Here is a 24,213-nt window from a genome sequence, read left to right on the forward strand (position 1 = left end):
GAATGTCATTCGCGAATCTCGTTCGACAAGGGCCGCGATCGGCCCTCTACGGACGCAGCGCCGTGAGCGCGCTCTCCCAGACGTAGGTGTCGTTGCCGTCGCCCGTGCTCGGGGCGTGCGGCTCGAACTGCCCCTGGCCGATCAGGACGCGCACCCCCTCCGACCGCAGCTCCTCGACGCTGCGCCGGAAGGGCGCCCGCGCGGCGAGCGCGCTGTTGACGAACGGCAGGACGACCACCGGGATGCCCAGCCCAGGGGCCTCGGCCAGCACCCCCAGCGCGTAGGTGTCGGCGACGCCCATGGCGAATTTGTTGATCGTGTTGTACGTGGCCGGGGCGACGACGATCGCGTCGGCCCTGGGCGGCTTGGGCTCGTGCGGCTTGCGGTAGCGGCTGCGGACCGGACGGCCGGTCAGGCGCTCCAGCTCGGGCACGTCGATGAAGTCGAGCGCCGACGGCGTGGCGACGACCTGGACGTCCCAGCCCTCGCCCTGGGCCGGGACGACGAGCCTGGCCACGTCGCCGGCCGGGCCGGCCGCGCACACGATGACGTAGAGGGTCCTGCCGGAGGCGGTCACGGTTGAGATCGTACGGCGCTCTCCGCGTCGACGGCGCTCTCCATGTCGACGGCGCGGACGCGGGCGGTGACCTCCGGCGTGAGGTGGCGCGCCAGCACCTCCAGGGCGGCGGCGACCTCACGGACCGCCTCGGGGCCCGGGTCGGGGAGCGCGGCGGCGAGGGCGTCGTCGATCGTGGTGGCCCTGACCTCGGCGACCCGGGCCGACGGCGTCGCGGCGGGACGGATGAGCCGCCGCCGCCGGTCGGCCGGATCGGGCACGCCCTCGACGGACCCCGTGGACTCCAGCCGCGCGACGGCCGTGGACACCTGGCTCTGCGGCAGGCCGGTCCGCGCCGCGATCTCGCTGACCGTCGTGCCGGGATGGGCGACCACGTCCCCGAGGACCACGAGCACCGTACGGACCGAGCCGCGCGGGCCGTCGCCCTTCGGCTGGGGCATCGCCTGCTCGCCGATCTTCATGAGGGTGCGGCCGAGCAGGAACAGTTGGACTCCGTTCATGACGACATGATACATCTATATCGATGCATCGATTTAGATGCTTTTCGCAGAGGAGACCGATCATGAACGCGCTTTCCGTCCCGGGTGCCACCCTCCACTTCCAGGTCGAGGGCGACGGGCCTGTCCTCCTGCTGTCCCAGAGCGGCGAGGGCGACGCCGACCGCACCGCCGACCTGGTGCCGCTCCTGGCCGACGCCTTCACGGTCGTCACCTACGACCGGCGCGGCCTGTCGCGCAGCGCCCTCGACCCCGGCGCGCCGCCCGTCACCATGGCCGACCACGCCGACGACGTCGTGCGGCTGCTCGCCGAGGTGGCCGACGGGCCCGCGCTGATGGCCGGGTTCAGCATGGGAGGCGCGATCGGCCTCCAGGTGGCGGCGCGGCACCCCGGCGTGCTCGGCACACTGATCGCGCACGAGCCCGTGACGCCAAACCTGCTGCCCGCCGCCGGCCGGGCCGAGCACGTCTCCGAGCTGACGGCCATCCAGCAGGCGTACGCGTCCGGCGGGCTGCCGGCGGCCTTCCCCGCGATCACCCGGCACCTCGGCATCGACCCGGCCCACGACGAGACCGAGGAAGGGCTCACCCCGCAACCGCTCACGCCGAGGCGGCAGGCCAACTTCGGCTTCTTCATCGGGACGGAGTTCACGGCGGTCATGGCGGACGACCTCGCCCCGGCGGAGCTGACGCACACCGGGACGCGGGTGATCCCGGCGATCGGCCGTACCACCCGGCCTTCGGTGCACACCTACCGCTGCGCGCTCGCGCTGGCGGAGCTGCTCGGCACCGAGCCGGTCACGCTCCCGGGCGGCCACAACGGCAACACCGCCTTCCCGCGCGCGACGGCGGAGGCGCTCAAGGCGGTGTTCGCCGGGCAGGCGTGAGCGCGACCGCCCGGCTACCCGGCCTCCGCCATCGGGTGGCCGGCTTCCGGCATCGGGTACCCGGCTTCCGCAAGGTCCTCGGCGAGGTCCTGGAGGGTGAGCTCGGCGTTCAGCGCGGCCACGACGGCGGGGGTGAGCGGGCGGAGGGCGAAGACGTGCCGGACCGCGTCCAGGTCCACCGGGATCTCGTAGTGGTCCTCGGCGAACCGCCGGAACGCCTCCGGCGAGGGGTCCGTTAGCAGCGCGAACAGGCCCGACGCGCCGTCGGCGTCCTCGGCCGCGTCCGGGTAGGCGATGTCGCCCGTGCGCCACTCCCCGTCGCCGGTCTCGCGCCAGATGCAGGCGGTCACGAGCGGCAGGCCGTCCTCGTCGCGGAACGCGGGTTCACGTACGCAGTCGAGGAAGACGTCCGGGACCGAGTCGAGCACGCCGGGCCACGGCCCGTCGTTCGCGTACGGGCTCATCTCGGACTCGTGGTCGAAAGCACGGATGTAGGCGCCCTTCGAGGAGAAGACGATCGAGTAGTCGTCGCCGGAGCCGTTCCGCAGGGAGGCCATCTCCTCACCCGGGCTCCAGTGGGCGTCGAAGGAGTGGAAGCGGTCCTCCCACTCCGGGCTCAGGACCGCCTCCAGCACCGCCATCGATCGGCAGAGGTCACGCAGCACGGGGATGTCGGGCAGCCTCCGGGCCACCTCGTGAGCAGTCATGCACCCCATCCAACCGCTGATCAACAGCAGTTTTGTCAGGATTCATCCCCGTTTCTCCCGTTCTGGGTCAGCGCCCACAGGTCCTGAGCATGTTGGACAGCGCCTTGCGCTCGCCGCGCGTCACGAACAGCCGGTAATGGTGTTTCACGGTGATCCACGAGGTCGCGTAGCGGCACCAGTAGGCGCGGCGGCGCGGACGCCAGCTCTGCGGCCCCTGCCCGCCCTTGGCGATGTTGGCGGAATGGCTGACGGTGACCAGCTCAGGACGGGTGAGGTCGTTGGCGAAGGCCCGCCGCCGCGCCTGGCTCCACCTCTTGGCGCCCGAGCGCCAGGCGTAGGCCAGCGGCACGACGTGGTCGACGTCCACCAGGCGCTCGCTCTTCAACCGCCTGCCGTCGTACGGGCTGTACCAGACGCCCTTCACCGGACGGCAGGCGGCGTTCCTGCGCACCCGTCGCCCGTCGCGGGCCAGGATGGTCTCCCGTACGTCGCACCTTCCCTTGTGACGTCCCCACCGGGGCTGGAACCGGCGATGGCTGTAGCCGCGCAGCGACAAGGGCCTGGCGACGCGGAGCTGGGCCAGCATGCGGCGGGCCCGTGCCGCACCGGCCTGCGCCTCGGCGCGGGACTGCGCCGCGGCCGGCTGCGGACCGGCGACGACCTCGGTGATCGGGATGACCAGGAAGGCGAGGAGGACCATCAGGACGGCCCGTCTCAGGAAGATCATGCTTTACCCCATACCCACCCGAGGCGGACGTCCTCCAAGTGGATGGCCAGCCCTCCGCAAGTGGGGGTGCGTACCTTCCCGAACCATGAGAAAAAGCCTTCTCCTTCTCGCCGTCCTGACCTCGGCGGCCGTACTGCCCGCGACCGCGTCCACCGCGTCGGCCTCCTCCTCTGCGCAGGTCAGGACCGTCTCCTTCCGTGGCATGACCCTGAGGATCCCCGCCGACTGGCAGGTGCGCCGGTCGGGCGACCACGTCGTGGTGGTGACCGGGTTGTTGTGCAAGAAGGCGGAGCCGTTCGCGCCCGACTGCGAGAGCTTCTGGATCTTCGGGCCGAAGGAGTACACGAACGTGCCGGTCGGCGGCGGTTCCTTCACGTACACGGGGAAGGAGCAGTTCCATCCGTTCAGCGGGGTGATCCCGTGCCCGTACAACTCCAAGCTGAGCTGGTACCCCGGCGAGAAGGCCTCCTACCGCGGGCTGCGGCCGGTGGGCGCCGGGCACAAGGCGCAGTACACCACCTGGCCGAACCGCTGCGTGACGAACGACACCGGCCGCACGACCTCGAAGTGGACGCAGCGGGAGTGGTTCCTGCCGCAGTCCAGGATCCTGGTGGTGGACGCCTGGAACACCTACGGGCTGGCCGGGGTGCTCAAGCGCGCCACCTGGAGCTGATCCCGCCGATGACCCGGGCCCGCCGTTCGGGACGGTGGAGCAGCATCGCCTGTGAACCGGTACCGCGGCCGACGTCCACGATCGTGTCGCCGGTCTTGAACGAAACGCTCGAACCGGCGGCCACCCTGTCTCAGCGCAACTCGCATTCCCTGGTCCAGGACCGGTGATTCTCAAGCCCGTACTCCAGCCAGAACCGCACTCCTTCGGCCAGACACCCCAGGTCGTCCACCTGGCTCACCCCCGGCATGCCTGCCAGCCGGTGGCCCCAGGAACCGGGATTCCCCTTCGGCCGGACCCACAGCCGATATCTCATGGGCATGTCCGACATCCTGGTGGCCAAGATCAGGGACTCGTCGTCCGCGTACGTCTCGACGAAGTTCCGATACGCCGTCTGCTGATCCTCGAACAGGTACGATTCCAGGCCGGGAATCCGCTCGATGGCGGCGACGATCGCCTTCTTCTCCTTCGCCGTGGCAGCCGCGTCGTTCGCACTGCCCCGCCCGCGCTCGCATCCCTTCGTGAACGAGGTTCCCGTGCAGAGCAGCACAGAGAAATCCTCGTTCCAGGACGGCTGGGTCTTGAAACGGCCATCCGCCTGGTCGACGACCCACCACACCCCCGGCCGCGATTCCGCCGCGGCCAGAACGCGAGCCCGATCGGCCACCCCCGACACCCGTACCCGGAACGACTCCGGCAGGTCCTTGGCCCGCACCCCGGCCAGCGTCTTCTTCCGGCCGGCGAACTCCCGCCGGAACGCCGCGTACGCCGCCGCCCGGCTCACGAACCGAACCTCGGTCACCTCGGGCACCGACTTCAGGAACGCCCCGAGTTCCCGCCGCTGCTTCGCCGTCGCGTACCGCTTGTGACACCTGGCCGCGGACGGCGCGCACAGGAAGACCGCGATCTCCAGGTCGTCACCGACACCGCCTTCGTGACCGGGCGCCGCCACGGCCTGTCCCGCCATTCCTGAGAACGCCACGACAAACGCGACCAGCACCCGCCATAACCAGTACTTCACCGAACTCCTCGTTCCACCGATCAGCCCCGGAAACGGAGTTCCGTGCGTGACGGAATTCGTTCACCCGCGCCTGCGCGCACGCCGCTGACGTAACGGCGCGGTTCGGGAATCATAACCGGACCATCGCAACAGGACGATGGACAGGCCGACGACCGTCGTCACCGTCCCGGAAATGGTCGCCAGAAACGCCAGGACGGTTTCGGCGTCGATATCGTCCACCTCGGCGCGTCCCTCGACCCATCGGCCCATGGCCCACGCCTGAGTGGCGACAAGCACTCCGAAAAAGGGGCCCCGCCCCCAGCGCCAACAGTGCCGCGATCCGCGCATGCTGAAAGCCGTCCGCGCGTTCCAGCCACAGGAGCGGGAACGCCACGACACCGGCTAGAAACCCGATTGCCAACAACCGAAGCATCGCCACAGGCAGCATAATCCCGGACCAAACCCCCGAAATGCCACCAAACCTGCCCTTTAGCCGTCAGGAATATCCAGCACCAACCCGAGGACGCATCCGCTCCAAACCGGGTGGTACGGTAGGCGTCATGCGGATGATCCACTCATTTCTCGGTTGGTGGCGCCCCTAACAGGGCGGCACTGCTCATCCGCGCAGACCCAACACCAAGCGGCCGCCCAGTCCCGGGCGGCTCGTCGGTGTCCTCGTACCTCGGCCGGTCCCAGGACGAGAGGCGGCTCCCGACCTGAGGGAGCTCCACCGATGCCACGACGTCTCACAGGCTTCACGCCGTCCGGCGACCTGCACCTCGGCAACTACTTCGGCGCCATCGCACCGATCATCGCCGAACAGACCACCACGGACACCGTCGTCTTCATCTCCGACCTGCACGCGCTCACCCTGGACCACGACCCCGCCCAGGTGCACCGGCGGACCCTGGAATTCGCCACCCTGCTGCTCGCCGCCGGCACGGACCCCGAGTCCTGCCTGTTCCTGGTCCAGTCGCACGTACCGGAACACACCGAACTGCACTACCTGCTGGAATGCACCACGGGCTACGGCGAGGCCCAGCGGATGATCCAGTTCAAGGAGAAGTCCAGCCGCCAGCAGCAGGTACGCATGTCCCTGCTGACCTACCCGATCCTCATGGCCGCCGACATCCTGCTGTACGACACCGACCAGGTCCCCGTCGGCGAGGACCAGCGTCAGCACGTCGAACTGGCCAGAACCGTCGCCCAGCGGTTCAACACCCGATATGCCCCGGTCTTCACCGTCCCCACGACGGTCAATCCGCCGGTGGCCGCCCGCCTCATGGACCTGACCTCCCCCACCGACAAGATGAGCAAGTCAGCCGCCACGCCGGGCGGCGTCCTGCGCCTGCTCGACGACCCCGACGTGCTCCGGCGCAAGGTGATGCGTGCCGTCACCGACGCGGACAACTCGGTCGCGTACGATCCCGACCGCAAACCCGGCGTCTCGAACCTCCTGGCCATCCTGGCCGCCTGCACCGACCGCGCCCCCGCGGACCTGGCATCCCAGTTCGACCGATACGGCGAGCTCAAGCAGGCGGTGGCCGACGCGGTGGTGGCCACCCTCACCCCGATCCGCGACCGCTACCTGCACCTGTCGGAAGACCCGGGCCACGTCCAGAAGGCCCTGCGCTCCGGCGCCGAACGAGCCCGCGACCTGGCCGGCACCAAGATCCGCCAGACCAAGGCAGCCATCGGCCTCCTCCCCGCCTGACTGCCACTCACCTCCCCGTCACGCCGCCTCCGGCCCAGCTCCGGAGGCGGTCACGTCGCGGGTCATACGCCGATCAGGACACTGGGTCCGTCGGAGCCTTCACACGTCCGACCGAGCACCCGCAGGAAGAGACGACCGTGCGGATACAGGTGGGTCCCGGGCAGCCAGCCGGTGGTATGCGAGCTCGCCGCACTCGCCGACGTCGGCTGATCACGTCGCGGTGCTGCTGGTCGTCTTCAGGCCAGCGCCAGGCAGAGGGCGAATGGAAGCGGGACGAGCAGGGCCGTGCCCAGCCGTGCCGCGAGCCCCCGTCCGCGCCGGAGCGGGAGGACGACGTCGACCACGATCATCGCCGCCAACGTGGCGATACCGGTCACGACCAGGAGGAACATGACGATGCTCGCGTGATCGAGCGTCGTGTAGTTGCAGTTGACGAGGTTCGGCTTGGGCAGGTCTGCCGTGCTCCGGCAGTCCATCGGCAGGTACTCGGTCAGCAGCCACCACGCCAGGTAGAGGGGCATGGTCGCGGGCACGCCGAGAGCCAGGTTGATCAAGGCGGGGCTCAGGAGGCCGCTTCTTGTGTGTTTCTCGCGCCGCGGAGGTGAGCCGGTCCTGAACACGGCCATCGATCCCCCTCTCTCCGCCGCCCCAGGATCAGGTGGTCGGCTGGAGCTGGACGAGGATCATTGAGTTGTTCTCGTCGTGGGTGTAGGTGGCCCGGACTCTGTACCGTCCAGGCGTCCACACCCGCCCAGCCGTCGAGCTCGGACTGCGGGACGGCGATGAGCGGCCCTCCTGCGGTACTGACCCATGTGTGCAGCACTAATGGCCTCGCTCCCCATGTGTGAACGTCATCGGATGGTCACAGTACGGGCATCGGCAGCGCTGTCGGGCGAGGACCCCAGAGGCGACGCATGGGTGGCGGGGTCGGCGGAATCCGACCTGCCGAACCCGCCACGCGTACGCGCCTGTGCGACGGCCGTCAGACGAGTGCCCGCGCAGGCTTGCGCCTCAGCGTCGCGACGCCGACGGCCGCCACCCAGATGGCGGCGATGCCGTTGAACATCGCGACCGCCCCCCAGCCGTTGGAGGCGTAGAACTCCGACGAGTTGAAGCCGAAGAACATCGACGGCACCCCGGCCAGGTGCAGTGCGGCGATGCCGAACGACGACCAGCCGACCCACCGTGAGAGGGCGCCGGTGCGCAGCACCGCGTACCCGAAGGCGACACCGAAGACGACCAGCATCAGGTGGCTCATGGAGCCGTAGAGCAGGTAGGTGGGCACGGTACGGGTCGGGTCGATCTCCTCGACGGCCTTGATGGCATTGCTGCCTTCGATCCCCTTGGCGACCATGTCGATGATCGTCCACGCCACGCCGGCGGTGCCGGCGACCGCCCCGAACCATTCGTAGCGGGCGTCGGCCCGCGTGATCAGGGACCGGACGCCGCTCATGAACACCAGGAACAGCGTGAGCGCACAGAAGTTGAAGAGCGTACGGGTGAGGATCAGCCAGTCCGGCATGAGCGCGCCGGTCTCGACGCTGCAGGCCGGAGGGTCACATGCAGGCACGACGAAGTAGAGCGGGAGCTCGGCCATCGCGAAGACGGCGCCGAGGATCGCGGCCACGCCGATCCAGCGGCGAGCCGTGGGCGGAAGCGGAATCTGTGTAAGCAGTGAAGTGTTCATGGCATGCACAGTAACAACAACTGTGTAAGCCGTCTACTATTTCTCTCAGATCTTCGAGAGGATGCCGGCCATGACCCCACGCAAGAGCCCCGGACCCGACTCTGCGCGAGATCGCGAGATCGCACCTGATCGCGCGAACGCCGACGACGCCGACTTCGGGGCGCTGCCGCCGGGCCTGGCCGCGGCCTGGGGCGTCGTCGACACCGGGGGGCGGCGCGGCCCGAAGCCGGCGCACAGCGTCGAGAAGATCATCGCGGTCGCGACGGAACTGGCCGACGAGGAGGGCATCGCCGCCGCCTCGCTGCCGAAGGTGGCCGCTCGGATCGGCGTCACCACCAACGCGCTGTACCGCTACGTCAGCTCCAAGGACGAGCTCATCGTGCTCCTGGCCGATCGCGCCTGGGGCGACCCACCCGCACTGCCGGACGGCGACTGGCGAGAGGCGGCCGCGCTGTGGGCACGCCAGCTGTTCGAACGCTTCCTCTCACGTCCTTGGCTGCTGGACGTGCCGACGACCGTCTCCCTGACCCCGCACAACGCGGCCTGGCTGGACGCCCTGATCACCGTGCTCGGCTCGACCGGAATGGCGGCCCAGCAGACGCTGAACTGCGCGTACCTCCTCGACAGCCACGCCCGGTACGGCGCCAACCTGCGGCGCAACACCCCGACCCCGGCCGCGCTGCGCCGCGCGAACCCCGACCAGCAACGAGCCGTACGCGCGGTACGCGTGTTCCTGGACAGCCAACTCCGCTCCCGCAACCTGAACGCCGTCGCGGACGCGATCGAGGATCCGATGTTCCTCGCCGACGAAGCCCCGCTCGACGGCTTCGAATTCGGCCTTGCCAGGATTCTTGATGGCATCGAGGCATATGTGCAGCGATGAGAATCCCATGGCAGTCGGCCTGGTGTGACGGGACGTCGCCGTGTCATCAGGTTGCACTGGACCGACCGCACGCTTCTGGGCGGTCTGCGCCGCTCCCTGAGCGGGCAAGGCCTACGACGACGCACCGCCGCCCCTCTTCCGGCCCTGCCCGCCGCAAGTGAGTCAGTCCTTCTTCGCGGGCAGTTCCGGACGCTCGTCGGTCCAGCCGATCGCCTGGAACGAGGTCGAGAGACGCAGCTCCGCCCGCCGCCCGTTCTCAAGCTTGGTGGTGTTCGTCCGCACTTCGGCGAGAAGCTGACCGGCGCCGGGGTCGACCACGAGCTGAACCTGGGCGAACACGCCCGGCTCGATCTCCTCCTGATAGGCGAGCGTCTCCCCGCGCCGGCCCAGCGGATCGGTCATCTCCCCCTCAGCCCGTATGCCGGGCAGCGACGCAAGGATCCGGTACGCGGACGCACGGGTCTCGGGCGAGGCCGGCAGCGTACTGATGATGTCCACACAGTTCCGGAGGAGGATGTGCGCCTTCGCCTCCTCCACGTCCATGCCGGATCCGGTCAGGTCCAGCTTGCCGACGCCCTCTTCCAGGTAGGTCCGGAGCGCCTCGGGCTCGCTCGGGAGCGCGCTCGTCTCCTCCCAGGTCAACGGCTTCCCTGCGAGCACACCGGCCATCTTCCAGTGAAGCTGTTCGCCGGTCCGCTCGCCTGCCGCCGTCTCCAGCGGCTTGGACGGGACGGAGAACAGGTTCTCCGTCTTCATGTCCTTGGGATATCGCCAGCTGGTGGGCGCCCCCGCGTCCCGCCAGGCGGCCTCGTCCTGTGGTGTCGCGGGCTTGACGCCGAGGACCTGCCAGACGCGCCAGCTCCGCAGATCCGGCCGCTTCGCCAGCCACACCTCCATGGAGCGTCCTCCCTCAAGGACGTAGCTGCGGGTGGGGTCGGTCAACATCCACCGGTCGACGGTCGCGGTACGCCAGTAGTCGCCGCTCGCCGGGGCCTTCTCCACGGCGACGGCGGCGGCGAGCAGGATCTGCCGGGCGGTCGGCTCGCCCGTCACGTACACCGACGTACTGGGCTGAGGCGCGACAGAGATCGTCCTGTCGGACAACGTCGCGGGGACGATGACCGCCACCGCGGCGGCGGCCGCGGCCAGGCCGAGCAGGGAGCGGCCAGGAGAGAGCAGGCGCCGCCGCCGAACTGGGACGCGCTCCGGCGCGTCCGTCCCCCCGACCTCCGTGGACGGCCGCGTGGTCGCGGCCGCGATGATCCGATCGAGCCGTTCCGGATCGTCCGCCGGCTTGAGCGACGCCGGACGAGTGGCCGCGAGCGACTTCATCACATCGGTCTTCTTCACCGGGTGGACTCCTTTGCGGATGGCAGCGGTCGGGAGGAGAACACAGTGCCTGTGCTCGCGTGGGGCTCTGCGGCGGCCAGTGCACGCTGGAGCCTGCGTCGGGCGCGATGCAACCGGACGAAATACGTGGCCGTGGAACAGCCGACGACCTTCGCCGCGTCCGCGGCTCGCAGACCATGCCAGGCGACCAGCGTGAGCAGTTCACGATCCTCATCGGAGAGCGCAGCGAGCCCCCGCAAAATGGCTGCCCTCTCGGTGACCGACTCGGCGACGTCGCGCACCGTCAGCTCCGTGGCCGAACTCCAATCCGCCAGCTCGTTCTCCAACGACTGACGCCGGGCCTCCGCCCGGTAGGACTCCCGCAGCACGTTGCGGGCGACGCCGAGCAGCCACGGAAGCGCCTCGTCCGGCACGTCGTCGATCCGCCGCCACGCGACGCAGAACGTCTCACTCGCCACCTCCTCCGCGAGCTGCCGCCCCGCACGGCTGACGGCGTACGCGTACACGCTCGAATAGCAGGAGCTGTACAAGACGGTGAACCGGTCACGAAGACCAGGTTCGATCATGCGTCCTCCCTTCCCCTCAGTGGGCAACTACCAGGGAAGTGCGCAAACCGCCCGACTTCTTACACCCCGCAGGGATTTCGATCATGATCAGCTGAACGCGCACCATCGCGAGACCCCAGCAGAGGAGCCGGCATGACCTTGGACGTGGAAGCCGTGACCGCCATCGACCAGTACTTCGCCCGGTATGGAAGACGGCGCCACGGACTGACACGCCTGTATCGCGACATAGTGGAGTGCACGGTCGCCGATCACGGGATAGAGATCCTTGACCGGATGGAGACAGACATCCAGTGTCCGTGCTGCGACGAGGAACAGGACCGCAGACGAACGTCTCACACGGGGTTCAGTTCAGGCGCCACTCGTCGGCCGGAATGCAGTCGTCCATGGTGTTGGCCCAGTCGTCGGGCCTCCCAAGAACCAGCCGGGTGAGCAGGATGTCGCCGCCTCGCTGCGCACGAGGGATCATCCCCAGCTCTTCTGAGCCGATGTCACCCTCAGCGGTGAAGCTCACTTCTCTGCCGGATCTCTCCAGGTAGGCGCTGAGCTCGGCCGAAAGCTCTGAAGGCAGCCGACCCACGAGCCGGATCCCGTCCAATGAGACCTGAGGTCCGGACAAGGCGTCGGCAACAACACAGGTCAGTCCCTTCGAGCCGAGGTAGTAGGCCACCACATCCACCCGGTACATCGGAGCGTCCGTGGCGCGAAAGCGCGTGCGCAGCTGTTCGAAGGGGCCGACCTTGCCGACCTGGGAGACGGCATCGGAGGTGAATCCCCGTACCTCCATCGCGGCAATCGCTTCCTGCGGGCTCATACCGAAACGCAGTGGACCGACAGGCTCAAGCGGCGCAAAGTCCCATCGCGCTCGATCAGCTTCTCCTACGACCGTCCACAGATCAGGCCACACGCCGGCAACTCCTTCGAAGCCATCCGGAACCAACCGCCCCCAGGCCGCACGCCGCTGTGAACTCGTGTCGTAATGGCACGACGATCAGAGCTCTGATCCACTCGTCCACGGAGCCGCACGCATGAGCTTCAGAGCGCGACCCGCGAGGACTCTCAAACGCGCCCAAGTGGGATGACTCCGCAGCCCCTCGGAGGTCCACGGCTCCGGTCCTTCCTCCGTCAACTCTACGAGGAGCCGATCGATCTCATCCAGATGCCCGGACAGCTCGTCGCCGATCCAGCCGGCCTCCCGCGCCATCCACGAGACCCTGTACGCGTGATCGAAATCCAGAGCAAGCTCATCAGGGCACGTCACTGATCCGAGCCACGCGATCTGATCAGACGCCTGCCACGCCAAACGTTCCAAAGCCCCATGCAGTAGCCGCCAAGCCCCCATCCGCGCCTCGTCCTCGCCCGGCTGCCGCACAGGTTCATTCTGCCAAGCTCACCCGCCGACTGACGCTTTACGAGGCCAAGGCCAGTCCTGATCTGCAAACATCTCCTCATGGTGGATGCCCACGGCTCGGCGCGAATGATCGGCTACTGGTGGAGTCCCGAAGCTCCGGAACGGCCTCGTCCGCACGAGTTGATCGATCCCGACTGGGACCCCGAAGAGCGCGACCTGCTCGCTCTCTACCTCGAGAGCGGTCAACAGGCTCCCTACAGAGCAACAGGCCCTTCACCATGCCGGATCTGTAACGAGCCCAGCGGCAATCTGGAGCTCACGGACGGCGTGTTCCTGTGGCCACAAGGGCTGGCCCACTATGTAAGAGACCACTCTGTACGCCTTCCCGCCGAGATCGTCCTGCGCGCCCAGCAGTGGGCCGAGCCTACGGAATGGGACGAGGACGAAACATGGTGGCGGGAGCCGAACCCATACGACGATCAGCCGCCCGGCTCAGTGGGCCAGCGCTGACCTTTCACTTCTACAAGTAGCCAGCCCCACATGTGCGATCGCAGGACAGCGTCTGCGCGGCGACGTCACAACCCCGGCCCATGCGCTCCGTCGATACGGCGAACAGGCAGAAGGCCCGGAGCACGCCGCCGCGCCCAACCGCACAATCCGACCCCCTCAAAGCCGTCCCGTCTCGCTCCCCGAACGCCGCCACTCCACCGCCGCAGGAGACCTGATCAGGGATCTTCCGGCCGGGCCGCCTGGAGGTAGGTGAGGACTGCCAGGACGCGCCGATTGCCGTCCTGGGCTTGGAGGCCCAGTTTGGCGAAGATGTTGCCGATGTGCTTGACGACCGCGCCCTCGGTGACGTGCAAGCCTGCGGCGATGTGGGCGTTGCTCTCCCCGGTCGCCATCCGGCCCAGGACCTCGTGTTCGCGCTCGCTGAGCATGTCGAGCGCGTGCGGGCGCCCGGAGGACATGAGGTGCCCGATGACCTTGGGGTCGATGACGATGCCGCCGCCTGCGATGACGTCGAGGGACTGCATGAAGTCGGCGACCCTGCCGACGCGATCCTTGAGGAGATAGCCGGCGCCGCCACGGCGAGGCCCGTTCGCGGGCTCGGCGATCAATTTGGCCGCGTAGGCGTCACCGAGATACTGCGACAGCACCAGGATGCCGATGTCCGGATGCTCGGCGCGGATCGCCAGTGCGGCCCGCAGTCCGTCGTCGACGTTGCGGGGCGGCATCCGTACATCGGTGATCACGACGTCGGGGCGGTGGCCGGCGACGGCCTCCAGCAGTTCGTCGGCGTCCTCGGCCGCGTGCACGACCTGGTGGCCGAAGCGTTGCAGCAGTGCTACCAGGCCTTCCCTCATCAGGGCCGCGTCCTCGGCGATCACTACACGCATGGTGCCATTGTGCGTCATGTTGATCAGTACGGACGTGGGATGTCGGCGATGATCCTCGTCGGCCCGGCCGGTGGGCTGTCGACGATGAGCTCGCCTGAGAGCAGGACGGCCCGCTCGTACATGCCGACCATCCCAGTGCCGTGCGCCGAATTCGCACCACCGAGGCCGTCGTCGGACACCGTCAGCCTGATCCTGTCAGAAGTCTCTGCCAGCTCGATGTGAATGTGGTCCGGCGTAGCGTGCTTGATCGCGTTGGTGACGGCCTCGCTGGCGATGTAGTACAGAGACGACTCCACCGGCAGGGAGAAGCGCCCGACGCCCTCGGCGTCGACGGTGGTTTTGACGGGTACGCGACGTGCCAGCTCGCGCAGGGCGGCGCCGAGGCCGTCGTCGATCAGCGTGCGTGGCCGTAGCCCGTGTACGACGTCGCGCAACGTGTCCAGCGCCAGTTCGTTCTCTCTCCTGACCGCCTCCAGCGACTCCAGCGCCGAGTCCTGCTCCGGCCCTGGCGGGAGCATCTCTCGTACTTCCAGTTCGAGCATGCCCAGGCGCATCGCCGAAGTGGCCAGGTGCTGCTGGGTGCCGTCGTGCAGGTCGCGTTCGATCCGCTGCCGCTCGCCCTCGAATCGTTCCAGCTCGGCGATGTTGGCCCTGGCCAACGACGCCACCTGCGCCTGCAGTTCTTCGGCCCGGGGCGAAAGCAATGCCATGGCCAGCGCTCCCTGAGCGTAGGCCGCCAGCGTCACCACGTACGGCGAGGCGACCACGATCAGCAGCCCCACCAGCGCCAGCAACGGCGCTTGTGAGGGCTCCCGCATCAGCGGCACATCCACGCCCGCCAGCACGAACACTGACACCATCGCCGCGAAGACCAAGACGGGCCCTGCCAAGAGGGCGACGAAGGAGACCCAGCCGATCAGCATGTGCGCCAGCGCGAACGCGATCTCACGCCACAGCAACGGCTCCTGCAGGCCGGGGAGCCCGGCTCCCGGCGGGCGGCTGGGGATCGGCCGGAACCCGGCCAGCCGCACCCAGCGGCGCTCAGCGGTGGCGAGCCAGTGCACCCAGTAGGGAATGGTGCCGATGAAGGTGAAGGCCAACAAGGTCGCGAGGCAAAGTGCGGCGCCGATCGCCAGATATTTCAGCGACATCCAGGGCCAGCGCGTGAACCAGAACCGCACGGGAGAGCTTCGCAACGCGGCCAGCGCCGCCGATTCGTACATGACGGGAGATGCTACGCATTTCGTGATCTACGAGCAGTGAGGGCACCCGGACTCTTCTGGGTGGGCTTTTGCCTACCTCGGCCCTCGACGTACCTGCAGTGACCTCGGGCGGAGCCGTACGGTGCGATGAAAATCACGACCTCCACACCTGCGGTCACACCAGTACGGTCACCGTGCCCGGCGACGCTCCCGGCAAGACCTCTGCCGGGACCGGATCGGTTTCGTACGATCACGGCTTCTGGCCCTGCGCGACAAACTCCAGAGCGAACCCTTCAAGATCGACGGCGGCGAGGTCGCCGGCAGTGACTTCACCGCCCTCGCCATCCAGTCCTCCGACATCTGGCCGCTCACGGCACGGCTCATCGCCGGCATCGCCGCAGGTGACCGCTCGGCCGTCACCGACGCAGTCCCCGACGTCTCCAACGCGATGCGTCGGAGACGTCGGCTGAGTTCAGCGAGCGTTACAACGCCAAGATGGGCCTGGCCACCGCCTGCAACCTGGACATGACGCCACGAGACTTCGAGCAGGTATGGGCGATCCACGAGCGCCTCGTACGCCAGTTTTCGAGAGCCGGGCCGATGAGCCCCGAATACAGCGAGTGCACCGGCTGGCCGTACCAGGCACAGTCAGGGGCAAGCCTGGCCGACCTGAAGGCGCGCATGGGACACGACAGCGACCGCGCAGCGCTGATTTACCAGCACGCCACACGCGACGCGGACGAGAGAATCGCCGATGCCCAGAGCACCCGCGTAGAAGCCGAACAAAAGAAGATCGCCAAAGGCCGATGGCACGTTAATGGCACGAACGCCGCTTCTCATGATCAGAGAAGCGGCGTATTGGCTGGTGGAGCCTAGGAGATTCGAACTCCTGACATCCTGCTTGCAAAGACGCACTCTGATCTTGCCCCATCAGCGCAAACGGAGCTCAGTGCGCTGATTGCGTTCCCCGTGGCTCCCCTCTGTTCCCCCTTGCTTCCCGCCCTATCGGGCACGCGGCGGGCACGGCTGACAGACTCACCACATGATCCCGGACGCACTCAGCTTCCTTCAGCCTTGGTACGCCTCCTGCTGCGACGGCGACTGGGAGCACGGCTACGGCGTGAAGATCGGCACGCTGGACAACCCGGGATGGGACTTGAAGATCAACCTTATGGATACGCCCCTCGCAGGGATCCCGTTGGATCGCCTGGTGGTTGAGCGAACTGAGGATGACTGGCTATATGTCTGGAGCGATGGCACCAGCTTCGAAGGGGCATGCGGCCCCCCTCAACCTTAGTGAGATGTTGGAGGCGTTTCGGGACTTCGCTGGCGGTGCTGTCTCGCCTTCCCTCTGATGCTCCCATCAACGTCGCCTCGCCTCAGAAGTGCACCTCACCCTGGACCCTGCGGATTAAAAGCACGGATGACCTTAGTTCCAGGACGTTCCATGTGGCCCGACGGGGCGGGGTGACCTGCGTGGAACTCCCTCAAACCGATTGGAATTGCAACTCAAACTGCAACTGATATCTGCGGCACGGTCAGAGCGAGACGAGATCGTTCTGAGCAATCCCAGGTTCTCGACCAAGCACCACAGCATGATTCGTCTCGACGTCTACAGCCACATGCAACGGTGACCTTCTTCGCCATCGGGCCAGCCTGGAGCGAGCCATGAAGGTGAAGATCACATGAGGCCGCGGCCCTTGTGGGCCGAGGATCTCTGCAACCGTGTGCCACGGATCTTCACCCCAGGCCCCCTTGTCGTACCCCTGCGCAGTCAGCGCCGCTTCTGCCGCTGGCCGGAATGCCTTTCGGATGCGCTCACCGAACACGCTCGCCTGGTCGTACTTGTCGTTGTCTCCCTGATCGGGAAAGAGGTGACGATGGTCGTAGCCGACTTCTCGAAAAGCCTCCCGGAGCCACTGGCGCTTCTCCCGCCCGGCAGTTCTCCAGGTGTAGGTCAGATTCTGCGAGATTTTCTGGCGCCATGTCGGTCGTCGAACCATGCTGGCCAGGCACCCAGGAAGCTGGTCGCCAAGGTCGGACAGCATGTGAATCTTGTGGAGATACTCCTTCGCCTTAGGCGATGTGGCGGTGTCCTCCAACCAGAGCGGATCACGGAATCGGACCATGTGCCGGATTTCAAGAAAGGCGCGATGGATCACCAGAGCAAGAGCCTCTTCAGCTCCCGGCGGATAGAGAGCGCGCCTGCGCCCCGTGATGCCCATCGCGGTACCTCCCCACCTGATCATCCCGTCGCCATCGTCCCACCCGGCAGGGAAGCGGGCCAAGGGCCGGGGGTGAAGGTGGAGCTCCCCGCTGGAAGAATGACCTTCGCCCCCGGCCCTTGGTCTGCTTGGGCTTGTCCTGAGGCGATAGCGACGGGACGATCAGCCTCCACCTCAGCCTGTGACGACCTGGTGGCGGCTGTGATCATCCCGGAGCCTGAGGCCCCGCCGGAGGCAGCTTGAAACAGCGTCTCGTGATCGAGCTGAGCAGCATGGCCGGCGGCATGCGGGTGGCACCCGAAGGGCAAGCGCGGCCGGCGACGACCGGGAACCCACGTACGAGGAGTCCTGCCTCCAACAGATGCTGGATGATCTTGCGCCTCGTTGAGGAGGCGTTCGGCGCTCGGTTGTGCCGGATCGTCGGGGTGGCCCGCTCCAGCTTCTATCACTGGCTGTCGGCGGCGCAGCAGCGGCTCTGCATCGACAAGGCGGCCTTGCCCGAGCGCAACCATTCACCGATGATGTAGCGATGGTCGCCTTGAAGCAGGTAGCGGCTGATATCCCAGCGATCACGCAGAACGGCGCTGGATCCGGGCATGCTCGGGTCCAGCAAGCTGGGCGAGACCAACAGGTCACCGAGTCATGAGCGGTGCGATGGATGGCCACGCTGAGGATGGTGGCCGCGTCTACCAGACATCAGGTGACCAGCACATCAATGAGCACCACTACTACGGTAGCGAAGGAGCTGCCCAAGCCGGTCCAGACTCAGTTCGGCGGCCAGCAGTCGGCAGAGCACCAGTGGTGCTGCGTGATCGCGTTGAGGTGCTGGAGCGCTTGCGCAAGAGTGTCGCCGTGGGGGCCGGCGGCGAGGTCTTCGTTCTTCACGGCATGGGAGGCTGCGGCAAGACGGCCGTTGCCTATGCCTTCTTCCAATTCGCAACAGAGATCGGCGGCCGAGTCGGTCTGTGGGTCAACGCGTCCGAGCGCGCGAGTTTACGTGCCGGCATGCTCGCTGTTGCCGCCGATCGTGGTGCCAGCGATGGTGAATTGATGGCTGCCCGAAACGGCCTTCGCCCCGGAGCTGACCTTGTATGGGGATACCTTGACCGGTCTGCTGAGTCTTGGCTTCTCGTACTCGACAACGCTGATGACCCCGAGATCCTCTGGGACGGCAGCTGGCTGCGTACCAGTCCGCGCGGAACCGTTGTGATCACCACGCGCCGAGCGGCAGCCCGCTGGTGGCCAGGGGCGGAGCTTCAACATATCGGAGTATTACCGCGCGAGGACGCTGCACGGGTGTTGTGTGACCTGGCTCCGCAGAGTGGCACGATGGAGCAGGCTGCCAACATCGCGGATCAGCTTGGACGACTGCCGCTTGCGCTCACGCTCGCCGGCGGTTTCCTCTCTCACCAGGTGCTCTCCCCCTGGACCATGGACGTCTACGGGCGTCACCTCCAGGACGGGGAACTCGTCGAGCTCATGGATCAGGGGGCTGATGTCTTGTCCGCTGAGGATCATCGACACTTGGTCGGGAGAACCTGGCAGCTGACAATCGATGCATTCGAGACCCGTGGGCTGTCTGAAGCCGTAGCGCTACTCAGGCTCCTGGCTCGCTTCGCTTCCGAGCCACTACCGTTGTCTCTACTGGACAGGCCTGAGATCAGCGGTGTCCTCCCTCATACCCGCACTGAAACAGCACTGCGAGCGCTGCTCGATCAATCACTCACCGAGCTGGTTGACGTTGGCGTGCGGTGTGTGCAGACCCACGCTGTGCTGCTCGACAGCGTCGCCGTGGCTACGCCGCCTGAATCACTCGCCACTCTCAACGCGACAGCCAGCCGGTTGCTCGATGCCGCAGTGCCTGAGATTCCCGACACGGGCCCATTCAATCCGCAGCTACGCCTGTTCGCGCCCCACATGCTTGCTTTGTTGCGTCGAGTTACGGATCCCGCCACCGTAGCTGATGTATTGAGCGTGGCGACACGCTTGTCCATCGCGCTCCACCGCACCGGAGACTACCTGCCCGCCTGGGAAACTGCCCGTACCGCAACAGCCCTTGCGGAGCAAACCCTCGGCGCAGAGCACCGACTTGTGCTACGCGCGCGCTCTAGGGTCGGCCGAGCGCTGTTTCGGCTGGGACAATATTCTGAGGCGGAACTGATACTGCAACACGTCCGCACCACTCAGGAACGACTGTTCGGTGCCGACGATCCCGACGCCCTGGACAGTAGTCATGGCCTCTACCTCGTGGCTCTGAACCTCGGCAGACGTGACGAAGCACTCTCACTCCTCCGGGCTACGGAGAAAGGTCGACGAAGAGCATTGGGGCCTTTCCACCCGTTGACTCTTCGCTCCCAAGTCAGCTTACTGCTGATGCTATCCACTTCTGAGTTCGCCGCTGAAGAGAACGCTGCACTGCTTTCCCTGCCCTCACAATGCGAGCGGCACCTCGGCCCCGAGCACACTATTACTCTGCTCGCAAGACACCACTATGCCGTGGCACTATACGAACTGGGACGTCTTGAGGAGGCAGACGAGCAAATCCGGTCAGTTGCCGACAAATATCAACGTCGCTATGGCCCCAACTACCCGATCGCGCTGGGCGCTCAGCAGCTTTATGCCCGAATCCAGTGCGCACTTGGGCATTTGGATTTTGCCATCGAGCTAATGAATGGTGTCGTGGCGTGGCGGGAAAACAACCTCGGCTCCGATCATCCCTTCACGATCGAAAGCAGAGAGCTCCTGATCGAGTTTAAGAGGAACCAGAGGCGCTCCTCTTGATAGCTACCCCCAAAGCCGGCGAAGGGCGATGATCGCGCGGATGAGAACCGTTGCCGGCTGCAATCCTACGTTGATACATAGTTGCGGCCAGCCTGATAGACAAGTTTGTAACACCTATACGTAATGCACAATAGGGCGAGGGCGAACCGCCGGCCGAGCCCGCTCATCGCTCATTGATATGCTGATCTCGGCCAGCTTGGCGACCAGGGCAAGGACGCCGCCCGCCCCAAAGTCCACAGCAACCCGAAGCGCCGCCAGCACTGTTGCGCCGTAGGTAAGTGCTGTAACGCCGTCCCCTCCGATTGGACTGTCCACGACGCTACATGACTCTGCGGGCCGCCCTAAGCAACGCCGTACGAGAGGAGATCCTGACCCGCAACGTCGCCGCCAACATCAAGATGCCCGTCCCTCGAAAGCGCAAGGTCAAGCCCTGGTCGGTCGAAGAGGCGCGGGCCTTCCTGGAGTCGGCCCGCAAGAACGAGGACGCGATGTACCCCGCCTACGTCCTGGGTGCTCGTCCTCGGGCTACGCCTGCGCGAAACGCTTGGTCTGCGCTGGGAGGACGTCGACCTCGACCAGGCCGAGATGACAATCGGCTGGCAAATTCAGCGCGTCGCTGGCAAGCTGCTGCACCGCCAGACCAAACGGACGCGTCCGACGCCACGCTCCCCTTCCCCGAGATCGTCACGGCGGCCCTCCGTGCCCGTCAACGGGCACGCGACACCGCTCGGGAAGCAGCTGGCGACGATTGGCAGGACACCGGCCTCGTCTTCACCACAGCCAGCGGCCGGTCCATCGAACCGTCCAACTTCCGCCGCAGCTTCGCCAACGCCTGCGCAAAGGCGGGAGTACGAAAAGTCCACGTCCACGCGACCCGCAAGACCTGTGCATCCTTGCTCGTGGCCCTCGACGTCCACCCGCGCGTAGCCATGCAGATCCTCCGCCACTCACAGATCGCGGTGACCATGAACATTTACAGCGAAGTCTCGTCAGAAGAAACGCGCAAGGCGCTGAAGCGCCTGGGACAGCACCTCGGTTCCTAAGCCATCCGCGCACCTTAAGGCCGCTTCTCCATGGAGCGGCCTTTGGCATGGCTCACGGGGTTCTGACCTGTCGGTGCCTCTCACTACGATCACCGCATGTATGGCTTAGACGCGATGGATTCGATTCTCCTCGTCCTGCTGCTGTTGATCACCGGGATCGGAATCAGCAGGTGGATAAGACAGCGCAAGGTAACGCGCATCTACGTCGACCTGGACTTCATGACGCCTGTCAATGTTCAGGTCCGGGCCCATGACCTCATCGAGGCAGGCAGGATCCGCGACGCCGTAGCGCTGATCCAGGAGGAGTCCCAGGTATCTCGACCAACCGCGGTGAAGGTCGCACGGGTTCTGCGCACTGGTGGCGTCCTGCCAGGCTTCCCGGTGTTCGACGAGGGCGACCTACCCACCCAGGTTCGCAAGTTGATCGAGGCCGGCAACCGTAAGGAGGCCGTCTTTCTTGCGCGAAGCAGCGAAGACATGAGCCAGTCAGAAGCCGAGACGTTCGTCGACTCACTCTCACGGGAACCGGGGTGAGTTGTCGCTGTAGCTGTATTTTGCAGCTGTACAAGATCGAAAAGGCCACTTCCCGATCACGGGTAGTGGCCTTTGACCTGGAGTGGAGCCTAGGAGATTCGAACTCCTGACATCCTGCTTGCAAAGCAGGCGCTCTGCCAACTGAGCTAAGGCCCCTTCGACGAAGATAGCTTACCGGGCCGACGAAGCCACCCGCGTCGCCCCAAGGTCCTCGCTCAGCACCAAGCCCGGAAAGTCCGCGATCGAGTCCAGGATGTGTGTGGCTCCGCCCTTGAGCAACCGTTCCCGGCTGTGCACCCCGGTCATCACCCCCGCCACCACGGACGCCCCGGCTCGGCGTCCGCAGAGCATGTCGCTCTCCGAGTCGCCGACGACCGCCACGTGCCGTACGTCCTGCACGCCGAGTCGCAGCACGGCGTGCAGGACCATGTCCGGCCAAGGGCGTCCGCGGCCGCCGGCGTCCTCCGGGGAGATGGCCAGGTCGACCTTGTCGTGCCAGCCGAGGACGCCGAGCACGCGGCTCAACGTCGTACGGCTGAACCCGGTGATCAGGGCGAGCTTGACCCCGGTGCCGCGGAGCTTGTCGAGCGCTTCCACGACTCCGGGGACGGGCACCAGTCCGGCACGTTCCAGCGCACCCTCGTAGGAGCGCTCGAACGTCAGGTTCGCCGCCTGGGCCTGGGCCTCGTTGCCGGGGAAGATGCCCCGGAAGACATCGATCTTGGGACAGCCCCGGGACCGGTGCACGTGAACCATGGCACGCGCGTACGCTCCGGTCCCGGGCACTATGCCCTGGGTGGCGATCGCCTCGGCGAAGGCGCGCTCGACCATGGCGATGTCACCGACTGTGGTGCCTGCCAGGTCCAGGCACGCCAGCTCGATGGGGACGACGTCACTCATCGCCTCGCCGGTCGGTTAGTTCTCGCTGCCGGTCGCCTCGGTCCAGAGATCGAGCTCGGCGCGGTCGGCCTGCACCTTACGCCAGATCAGCAACCCCCCAAGGGCGATCAGCGCCAGAACGAGCAGCTTCTTCACGGTGTGACCCCACTTCTTCGACGGTCTCACCTGCCGGGGTGAGACCCAACGGTTGACATGCAGCCTAGCAAGGGATGGCTGCGCTCCTTGTGTCGCGCACGAACCCGATGTGTGGCTTGTGCGTAGAACGAGCCTTCAGCCCGGCCTGGATCATCCCTTCGACCCCGGCCTTTATCCATCCCGTCCTGGGCAACCTGCCAATCACTTCGGACAACATCCCGATCATGCCAAATATCCGGACGTCCCGCGCGCTCGACATACCTCAGGGGGTATGTTACGTTTCCGTCGCCTTCCGATATACCCCCCTCGGGTAATTACAGAACGAAGGGCGTCATACCGCCCAGCTCACGGCGACCCTGGACACGTCCAACTGCCAGAAATGCCGCGGGACCTCGACTTCTCGGCCGACGGGCTGCAACGGGTGTTCAACGCCTATGTCGTGGTCTTCGGCGGGTGGGCAGGCGGCTGTCCGACCTGTTCGGGGCGTGAAGGATGTTCGTCACCGACTGAGCGGCGCTGATCGGCGAGGTCCGTGATCGCCGGCACGGCCTCGGTAAAGATCGCCGGGTGCGCGGTGCAGGGCGTCGGTGGCGCGCTGATCGCCCCCGCCGCGATGACCCTGCTCGTGACGCTCTTCGTCCACAATCCTCGCGAGCCGGGCAAGGCCATGGCCCTGTACGGCGCCGCAGCTCCCGCGGGCGGCGCCGCAGCGTGCATCTCATGGGACGGGCCGGTCGCGGCCAGGGTGGCCAGGCCGATCGGGATGCGGATGACGAACCCCCAGGGCCGGCTCAGGTACTCGGTGATGCGTCGAGGGCACGGCGGCGGCAGGCGCGGCGACGGCGGCAGGCGTGGCGGCAGGCGTGGCGGCGGCGACCTCGTGAAAGCCGTTTCGGTCGCGGCCGGGCTGGTCGTCCATGCCATCGTCGCCGGAAGCCGGATCGCCGGGCTCGGCGGAGTCGGCGGGGTCGTCCTGTTCGCGCCGTTCCTGGTCGTCCAGCGGACCGCCAGGCAGGTGCCCATGACTGTGGCCATCATGACCTTCATGGTCGGCGTCACGCCGAGGCCGCCCGGCAGGTTCGGGACCCAAGCCGCTGATCGTGACCGGACTCGCCGCCCCGGCCACGGATGTGACGAGGCTGCGGTTCACCAGCGGCTTCACCACGAACATGCTGCCGGCCAGCCTGGTCGCCGAGGGGAGGCGTCACACGACCTACCACTCGACCTGGCCGTAATGACGGCCCGCAGCCACCTCGAAGGGCCGGCTCACCGACGGTTTCCAGACCGCCGTCGCCGACGCGGCGCTCATGCGCGAACCGGCCGTGCGCGAAACAGTGAGCTGAATCTCACACCCCTTCGAAATACCCTAGGGGGGTACCGTGT

The 24,213-nt window shown here is 66.8% G+C and carries 28 protein-coding genes and 1 tRNA gene; 11 read left to right on the forward strand and 18 right to left on the reverse strand.

The window, feature by feature from the left end:
• Positions 1–46: 46 nt before the first annotated feature.
• Positions 47–577, reverse strand: a complete 531-nt coding sequence (locus ABZ815_RS02675; RefSeq protein WP_357693198.1) for a flavoprotein — start codon at positions 575–577, stop codon at positions 47–49.
• On the reverse strand, positions 574–1,077 hold the full coding sequence (locus tag ABZ815_RS02680; protein WP_357693200.1) for a MarR family transcriptional regulator: 504 nt from the start codon (positions 1,075–1,077) through the stop codon (positions 574–576). The genes ABZ815_RS02675 and ABZ815_RS02680 overlap by 4 nt, the downstream gene beginning before the upstream one ends.
• A gap of 62 nt (positions 1,078–1,139) precedes the next feature.
• Between ABZ815_RS02680 and ABZ815_RS02685 the strand changes: the two genes are divergently transcribed.
• The gene (locus tag ABZ815_RS02685; protein ID WP_357693202.1) at positions 1,140–1,961 is read left to right on the forward strand and encodes an alpha/beta hydrolase; all 822 of its coding nucleotides are present in this window, start codon (positions 1,140–1,142) and stop codon (positions 1,959–1,961) included.
• A gap of 14 nt (positions 1,962–1,975) precedes the next feature.
• On the opposite strand, the gene ABZ815_RS02690 is transcribed toward ABZ815_RS02685, so the two are convergent.
• Positions 1,976–2,668 (reverse strand): hypothetical protein, encoded by a 693-nt coding sequence (locus ABZ815_RS02690; protein WP_357693204.1) that lies wholly within the window; start codon positions 2,666–2,668, stop codon positions 1,976–1,978.
• Between the two features lie 67 nt (positions 2,669–2,735).
• A complete protein-coding gene (locus ABZ815_RS02695) occupies positions 2,736–3,395 on the reverse strand; it encodes an HNH endonuclease family protein (RefSeq protein ID WP_357693206.1) in 660 nt (219 codons plus the stop codon).
• A gap of 85 nt (positions 3,396–3,480) precedes the next feature.
• On the opposite strand from ABZ815_RS02695, the gene ABZ815_RS02700 reads away from it, so the two are divergent.
• The gene (locus ABZ815_RS02700; RefSeq protein WP_357693208.1) at positions 3,481–4,068 is read left to right on the forward strand and encodes a hypothetical protein; all 588 of its coding nucleotides are present in this window, start codon (positions 3,481–3,483) and stop codon (positions 4,066–4,068) included.
• Positions 4,069–4,198: 130 nt separating this feature from the next.
• Here the strand turns inward: ABZ815_RS02700 and ABZ815_RS02705 are convergent, their stop codons facing one another.
• Both ABZ815_RS02705 and ABZ815_RS02710 read right to left on the reverse strand, forming a co-directional pair.
• Positions 4,199–5,086 (reverse strand): permease-like cell division protein FtsX, encoded by an 888-nt coding sequence (locus ABZ815_RS02705; protein ID WP_357693210.1) that lies wholly within the window; start codon positions 5,084–5,086, stop codon positions 4,199–4,201.
• 60 nt (positions 5,087–5,146) lie between these two features.
• Positions 5,147–5,305, reverse strand: a complete 159-nt coding sequence (locus ABZ815_RS02710; RefSeq protein ID WP_357693212.1) for a hypothetical protein — start codon at positions 5,303–5,305, stop codon at positions 5,147–5,149.
• Positions 5,306–5,798: 493 nt separating this feature from the next.
• On the opposite strand from ABZ815_RS02710, the gene trpS reads away from it, so the two are divergent.
• Entirely contained in the window at positions 5,799–6,779 is a 981-nt protein-coding gene (trpS, locus tag ABZ815_RS02715; protein ID WP_357693214.1) for a tryptophan--tRNA ligase, read from the forward strand.
• Positions 6,780–7,015: 236 nt separating this feature from the next.
• Here the strand turns inward: trpS and ABZ815_RS02720 are convergent, their stop codons facing one another.
• Both ABZ815_RS02720 and ABZ815_RS02725 read right to left on the reverse strand, forming a co-directional pair.
• Positions 7,016–7,333: a hypothetical protein gene (locus ABZ815_RS02720; protein ID WP_357693216.1), complete on the reverse strand. Its 318-nt coding sequence runs from the start codon at positions 7,331–7,333 to the stop codon at positions 7,016–7,018.
• 428 nt (positions 7,334–7,761) lie between these two features.
• Positions 7,762–8,466 (reverse strand): hypothetical protein, encoded by a 705-nt coding sequence (locus tag ABZ815_RS02725; protein WP_357693218.1) that lies wholly within the window; start codon positions 8,464–8,466, stop codon positions 7,762–7,764.
• A 70-nt stretch (positions 8,467–8,536) separates the two neighbouring features.
• Here ABZ815_RS02725 and ABZ815_RS02730 point away from each other — a divergent pair, with 70 nt between their 5' ends.
• Positions 8,537–9,349 (forward strand): TetR/AcrR family transcriptional regulator, encoded by an 813-nt coding sequence (locus tag ABZ815_RS02730; protein WP_357693220.1) that lies wholly within the window; start codon positions 8,537–8,539, stop codon positions 9,347–9,349.
• A 162-nt stretch (positions 9,350–9,511) separates the two neighbouring features.
• Here the strand turns inward: ABZ815_RS02730 and ABZ815_RS02735 are convergent, their stop codons facing one another.
• From ABZ815_RS02735 to ABZ815_RS02745, 3 genes are all read right to left on the reverse strand, one after another.
• Complete coding sequence (locus tag ABZ815_RS02735; protein ID WP_357693222.1) at positions 9,512–10,699, reverse strand: CU044_5270 family protein; 1,188 nt, start codon at positions 10,697–10,699, stop codon at positions 9,512–9,514.
• Positions 10,696–11,265 (reverse strand): RNA polymerase sigma factor, encoded by a 570-nt coding sequence (locus tag ABZ815_RS02740; RefSeq protein WP_357693224.1) that lies wholly within the window; start codon positions 11,263–11,265, stop codon positions 10,696–10,698. The genes ABZ815_RS02735 and ABZ815_RS02740 overlap by 4 nt, the downstream gene beginning before the upstream one ends.
• A gap of 343 nt (positions 11,266–11,608) precedes the next feature.
• Positions 11,609–12,076, reverse strand: a complete 468-nt coding sequence (locus ABZ815_RS02745) for a hypothetical protein (protein ID WP_357693226.1) — start codon at positions 12,074–12,076, stop codon at positions 11,609–11,611.
• A gap of 636 nt (positions 12,077–12,712) precedes the next feature.
• On the opposite strand from ABZ815_RS02745, the gene ABZ815_RS02750 reads away from it, so the two are divergent.
• Complete coding sequence (locus tag ABZ815_RS02750; RefSeq protein WP_357693228.1) at positions 12,713–13,123, forward strand: hypothetical protein; 411 nt, start codon at positions 12,713–12,715, stop codon at positions 13,121–13,123.
• 215 nt (positions 13,124–13,338) lie between these two features.
• Here ABZ815_RS02750 and ABZ815_RS02755 read toward each other — a convergent pair whose 3' ends face one another.
• Together ABZ815_RS02755 and ABZ815_RS02760 are read right to left on the reverse strand one after the other, a co-directional pair.
• A complete protein-coding gene (locus ABZ815_RS02755) occupies positions 13,339–14,010 on the reverse strand; it encodes a response regulator transcription factor (protein WP_357693230.1) in 672 nt (223 codons plus the stop codon).
• A 23-nt stretch (positions 14,011–14,033) separates the two neighbouring features.
• Entirely contained in the window at positions 14,034–15,233 is a 1,200-nt protein-coding gene (locus ABZ815_RS02760) for a sensor histidine kinase (protein WP_357693232.1), read from the reverse strand.
• 474 nt (positions 15,234–15,707) lie between these two features.
• Between ABZ815_RS02760 and ABZ815_RS02765 the strand changes: the two genes are divergently transcribed.
• Positions 15,708–16,088, forward strand: a complete 381-nt coding sequence (locus tag ABZ815_RS02765) for a hypothetical protein (RefSeq protein ID WP_357693234.1) — start codon at positions 15,708–15,710, stop codon at positions 16,086–16,088.
• A gap of 166 nt (positions 16,089–16,254) precedes the next feature.
• Positions 16,255–16,509 carry an immunity 53 family protein gene (locus tag ABZ815_RS02770; protein ID WP_357693236.1) on the forward strand — a complete coding sequence of 85 codons (255 nt, stop codon included), beginning with the start codon at positions 16,255–16,257 and terminating at the stop codon, positions 16,507–16,509.
• Positions 16,510–16,750: 241 nt separating this feature from the next.
• Here ABZ815_RS02770 and ABZ815_RS02775 read toward each other — a convergent pair whose 3' ends face one another.
• Positions 16,751–17,437 carry a hypothetical protein gene (locus tag ABZ815_RS02775; protein WP_357693238.1) on the reverse strand — a complete coding sequence of 229 codons (687 nt, stop codon included), beginning with the start codon at positions 17,435–17,437 and terminating at the stop codon, positions 16,751–16,753.
• 239 nt (positions 17,438–17,676) lie between these two features.
• Between ABZ815_RS02775 and ABZ815_RS02780 the strand changes: the two genes are divergently transcribed.
• The 4 genes from ABZ815_RS02780 (at position 17,677) to ABZ815_RS02795 (ending at position 21,795) form a co-directional block, all read left to right on the forward strand.
• Positions 17,677–17,964 (forward strand): hypothetical protein, encoded by a 288-nt coding sequence (locus tag ABZ815_RS02780; protein WP_357693240.1) that lies wholly within the window; start codon positions 17,677–17,679, stop codon positions 17,962–17,964.
• A 115-nt stretch (positions 17,965–18,079) separates the two neighbouring features.
• On the forward strand, positions 18,080–20,218 hold the full coding sequence (locus tag ABZ815_RS02785) for a tetratricopeptide repeat protein (RefSeq protein ID WP_357693242.1): 2,139 nt from the start codon (positions 18,080–18,082) through the stop codon (positions 20,216–20,218).
• A gap of 323 nt (positions 20,219–20,541) precedes the next feature.
• Positions 20,542–21,261, forward strand: coding sequence for a tyrosine-type recombinase/integrase (locus ABZ815_RS02790; RefSeq protein WP_357693244.1), 720 nt, complete (start codon positions 20,542–20,544; stop codon positions 21,259–21,261).
• Between the two features lie 114 nt (positions 21,262–21,375).
• Positions 21,376–21,795 carry a hypothetical protein gene (locus tag ABZ815_RS02795; protein ID WP_357693245.1) on the forward strand — a complete coding sequence of 140 codons (420 nt, stop codon included), beginning with the start codon at positions 21,376–21,378 and terminating at the stop codon, positions 21,793–21,795.
• 83 nt (positions 21,796–21,878) lie between these two features.
• Here the strand turns inward: ABZ815_RS02795 and ABZ815_RS02800 are convergent.
• The 4 genes from ABZ815_RS02800 to ABZ815_RS02815 all read right to left on the reverse strand — a co-directional run bounded on the left by ABZ815_RS02800 (position 21,879) and on the right by ABZ815_RS02815 (position 24,001).
• Positions 21,879–21,951 (reverse strand) — tRNA-Ala (locus ABZ815_RS02800).
• 15 nt (positions 21,952–21,966) lie between these two features.
• A complete protein-coding gene (locus ABZ815_RS02805) occupies positions 21,967–22,695 on the reverse strand; it encodes an HAD-IA family hydrolase (RefSeq protein WP_357693247.1) in 729 nt (242 codons plus the stop codon).
• 15 nt (positions 22,696–22,710) lie between these two features.
• Positions 22,711–22,830, reverse strand: coding sequence for a DLW-39 family protein (locus ABZ815_RS02810; protein ID WP_020542320.1), 120 nt, complete (start codon positions 22,828–22,830; stop codon positions 22,711–22,713).
• Positions 22,831–23,548: 718 nt separating this feature from the next.
• Positions 23,549–24,001 carry a hypothetical protein gene (locus ABZ815_RS02815; protein WP_357693249.1) on the reverse strand — a complete coding sequence of 151 codons (453 nt, stop codon included), beginning with the start codon at positions 23,999–24,001 and terminating at the stop codon, positions 23,549–23,551.
• Between the last annotated feature and the right edge of the window lie 212 nt (positions 24,002–24,213).

Origin of the sequence: Nonomuraea sp. NPDC047529, from assembly GCF_040642995.1 — a bacterium.
GTDB lineage: Bacteria > Actinomycetota > Actinomycetes > Streptosporangiales > Streptosporangiaceae > Nonomuraea.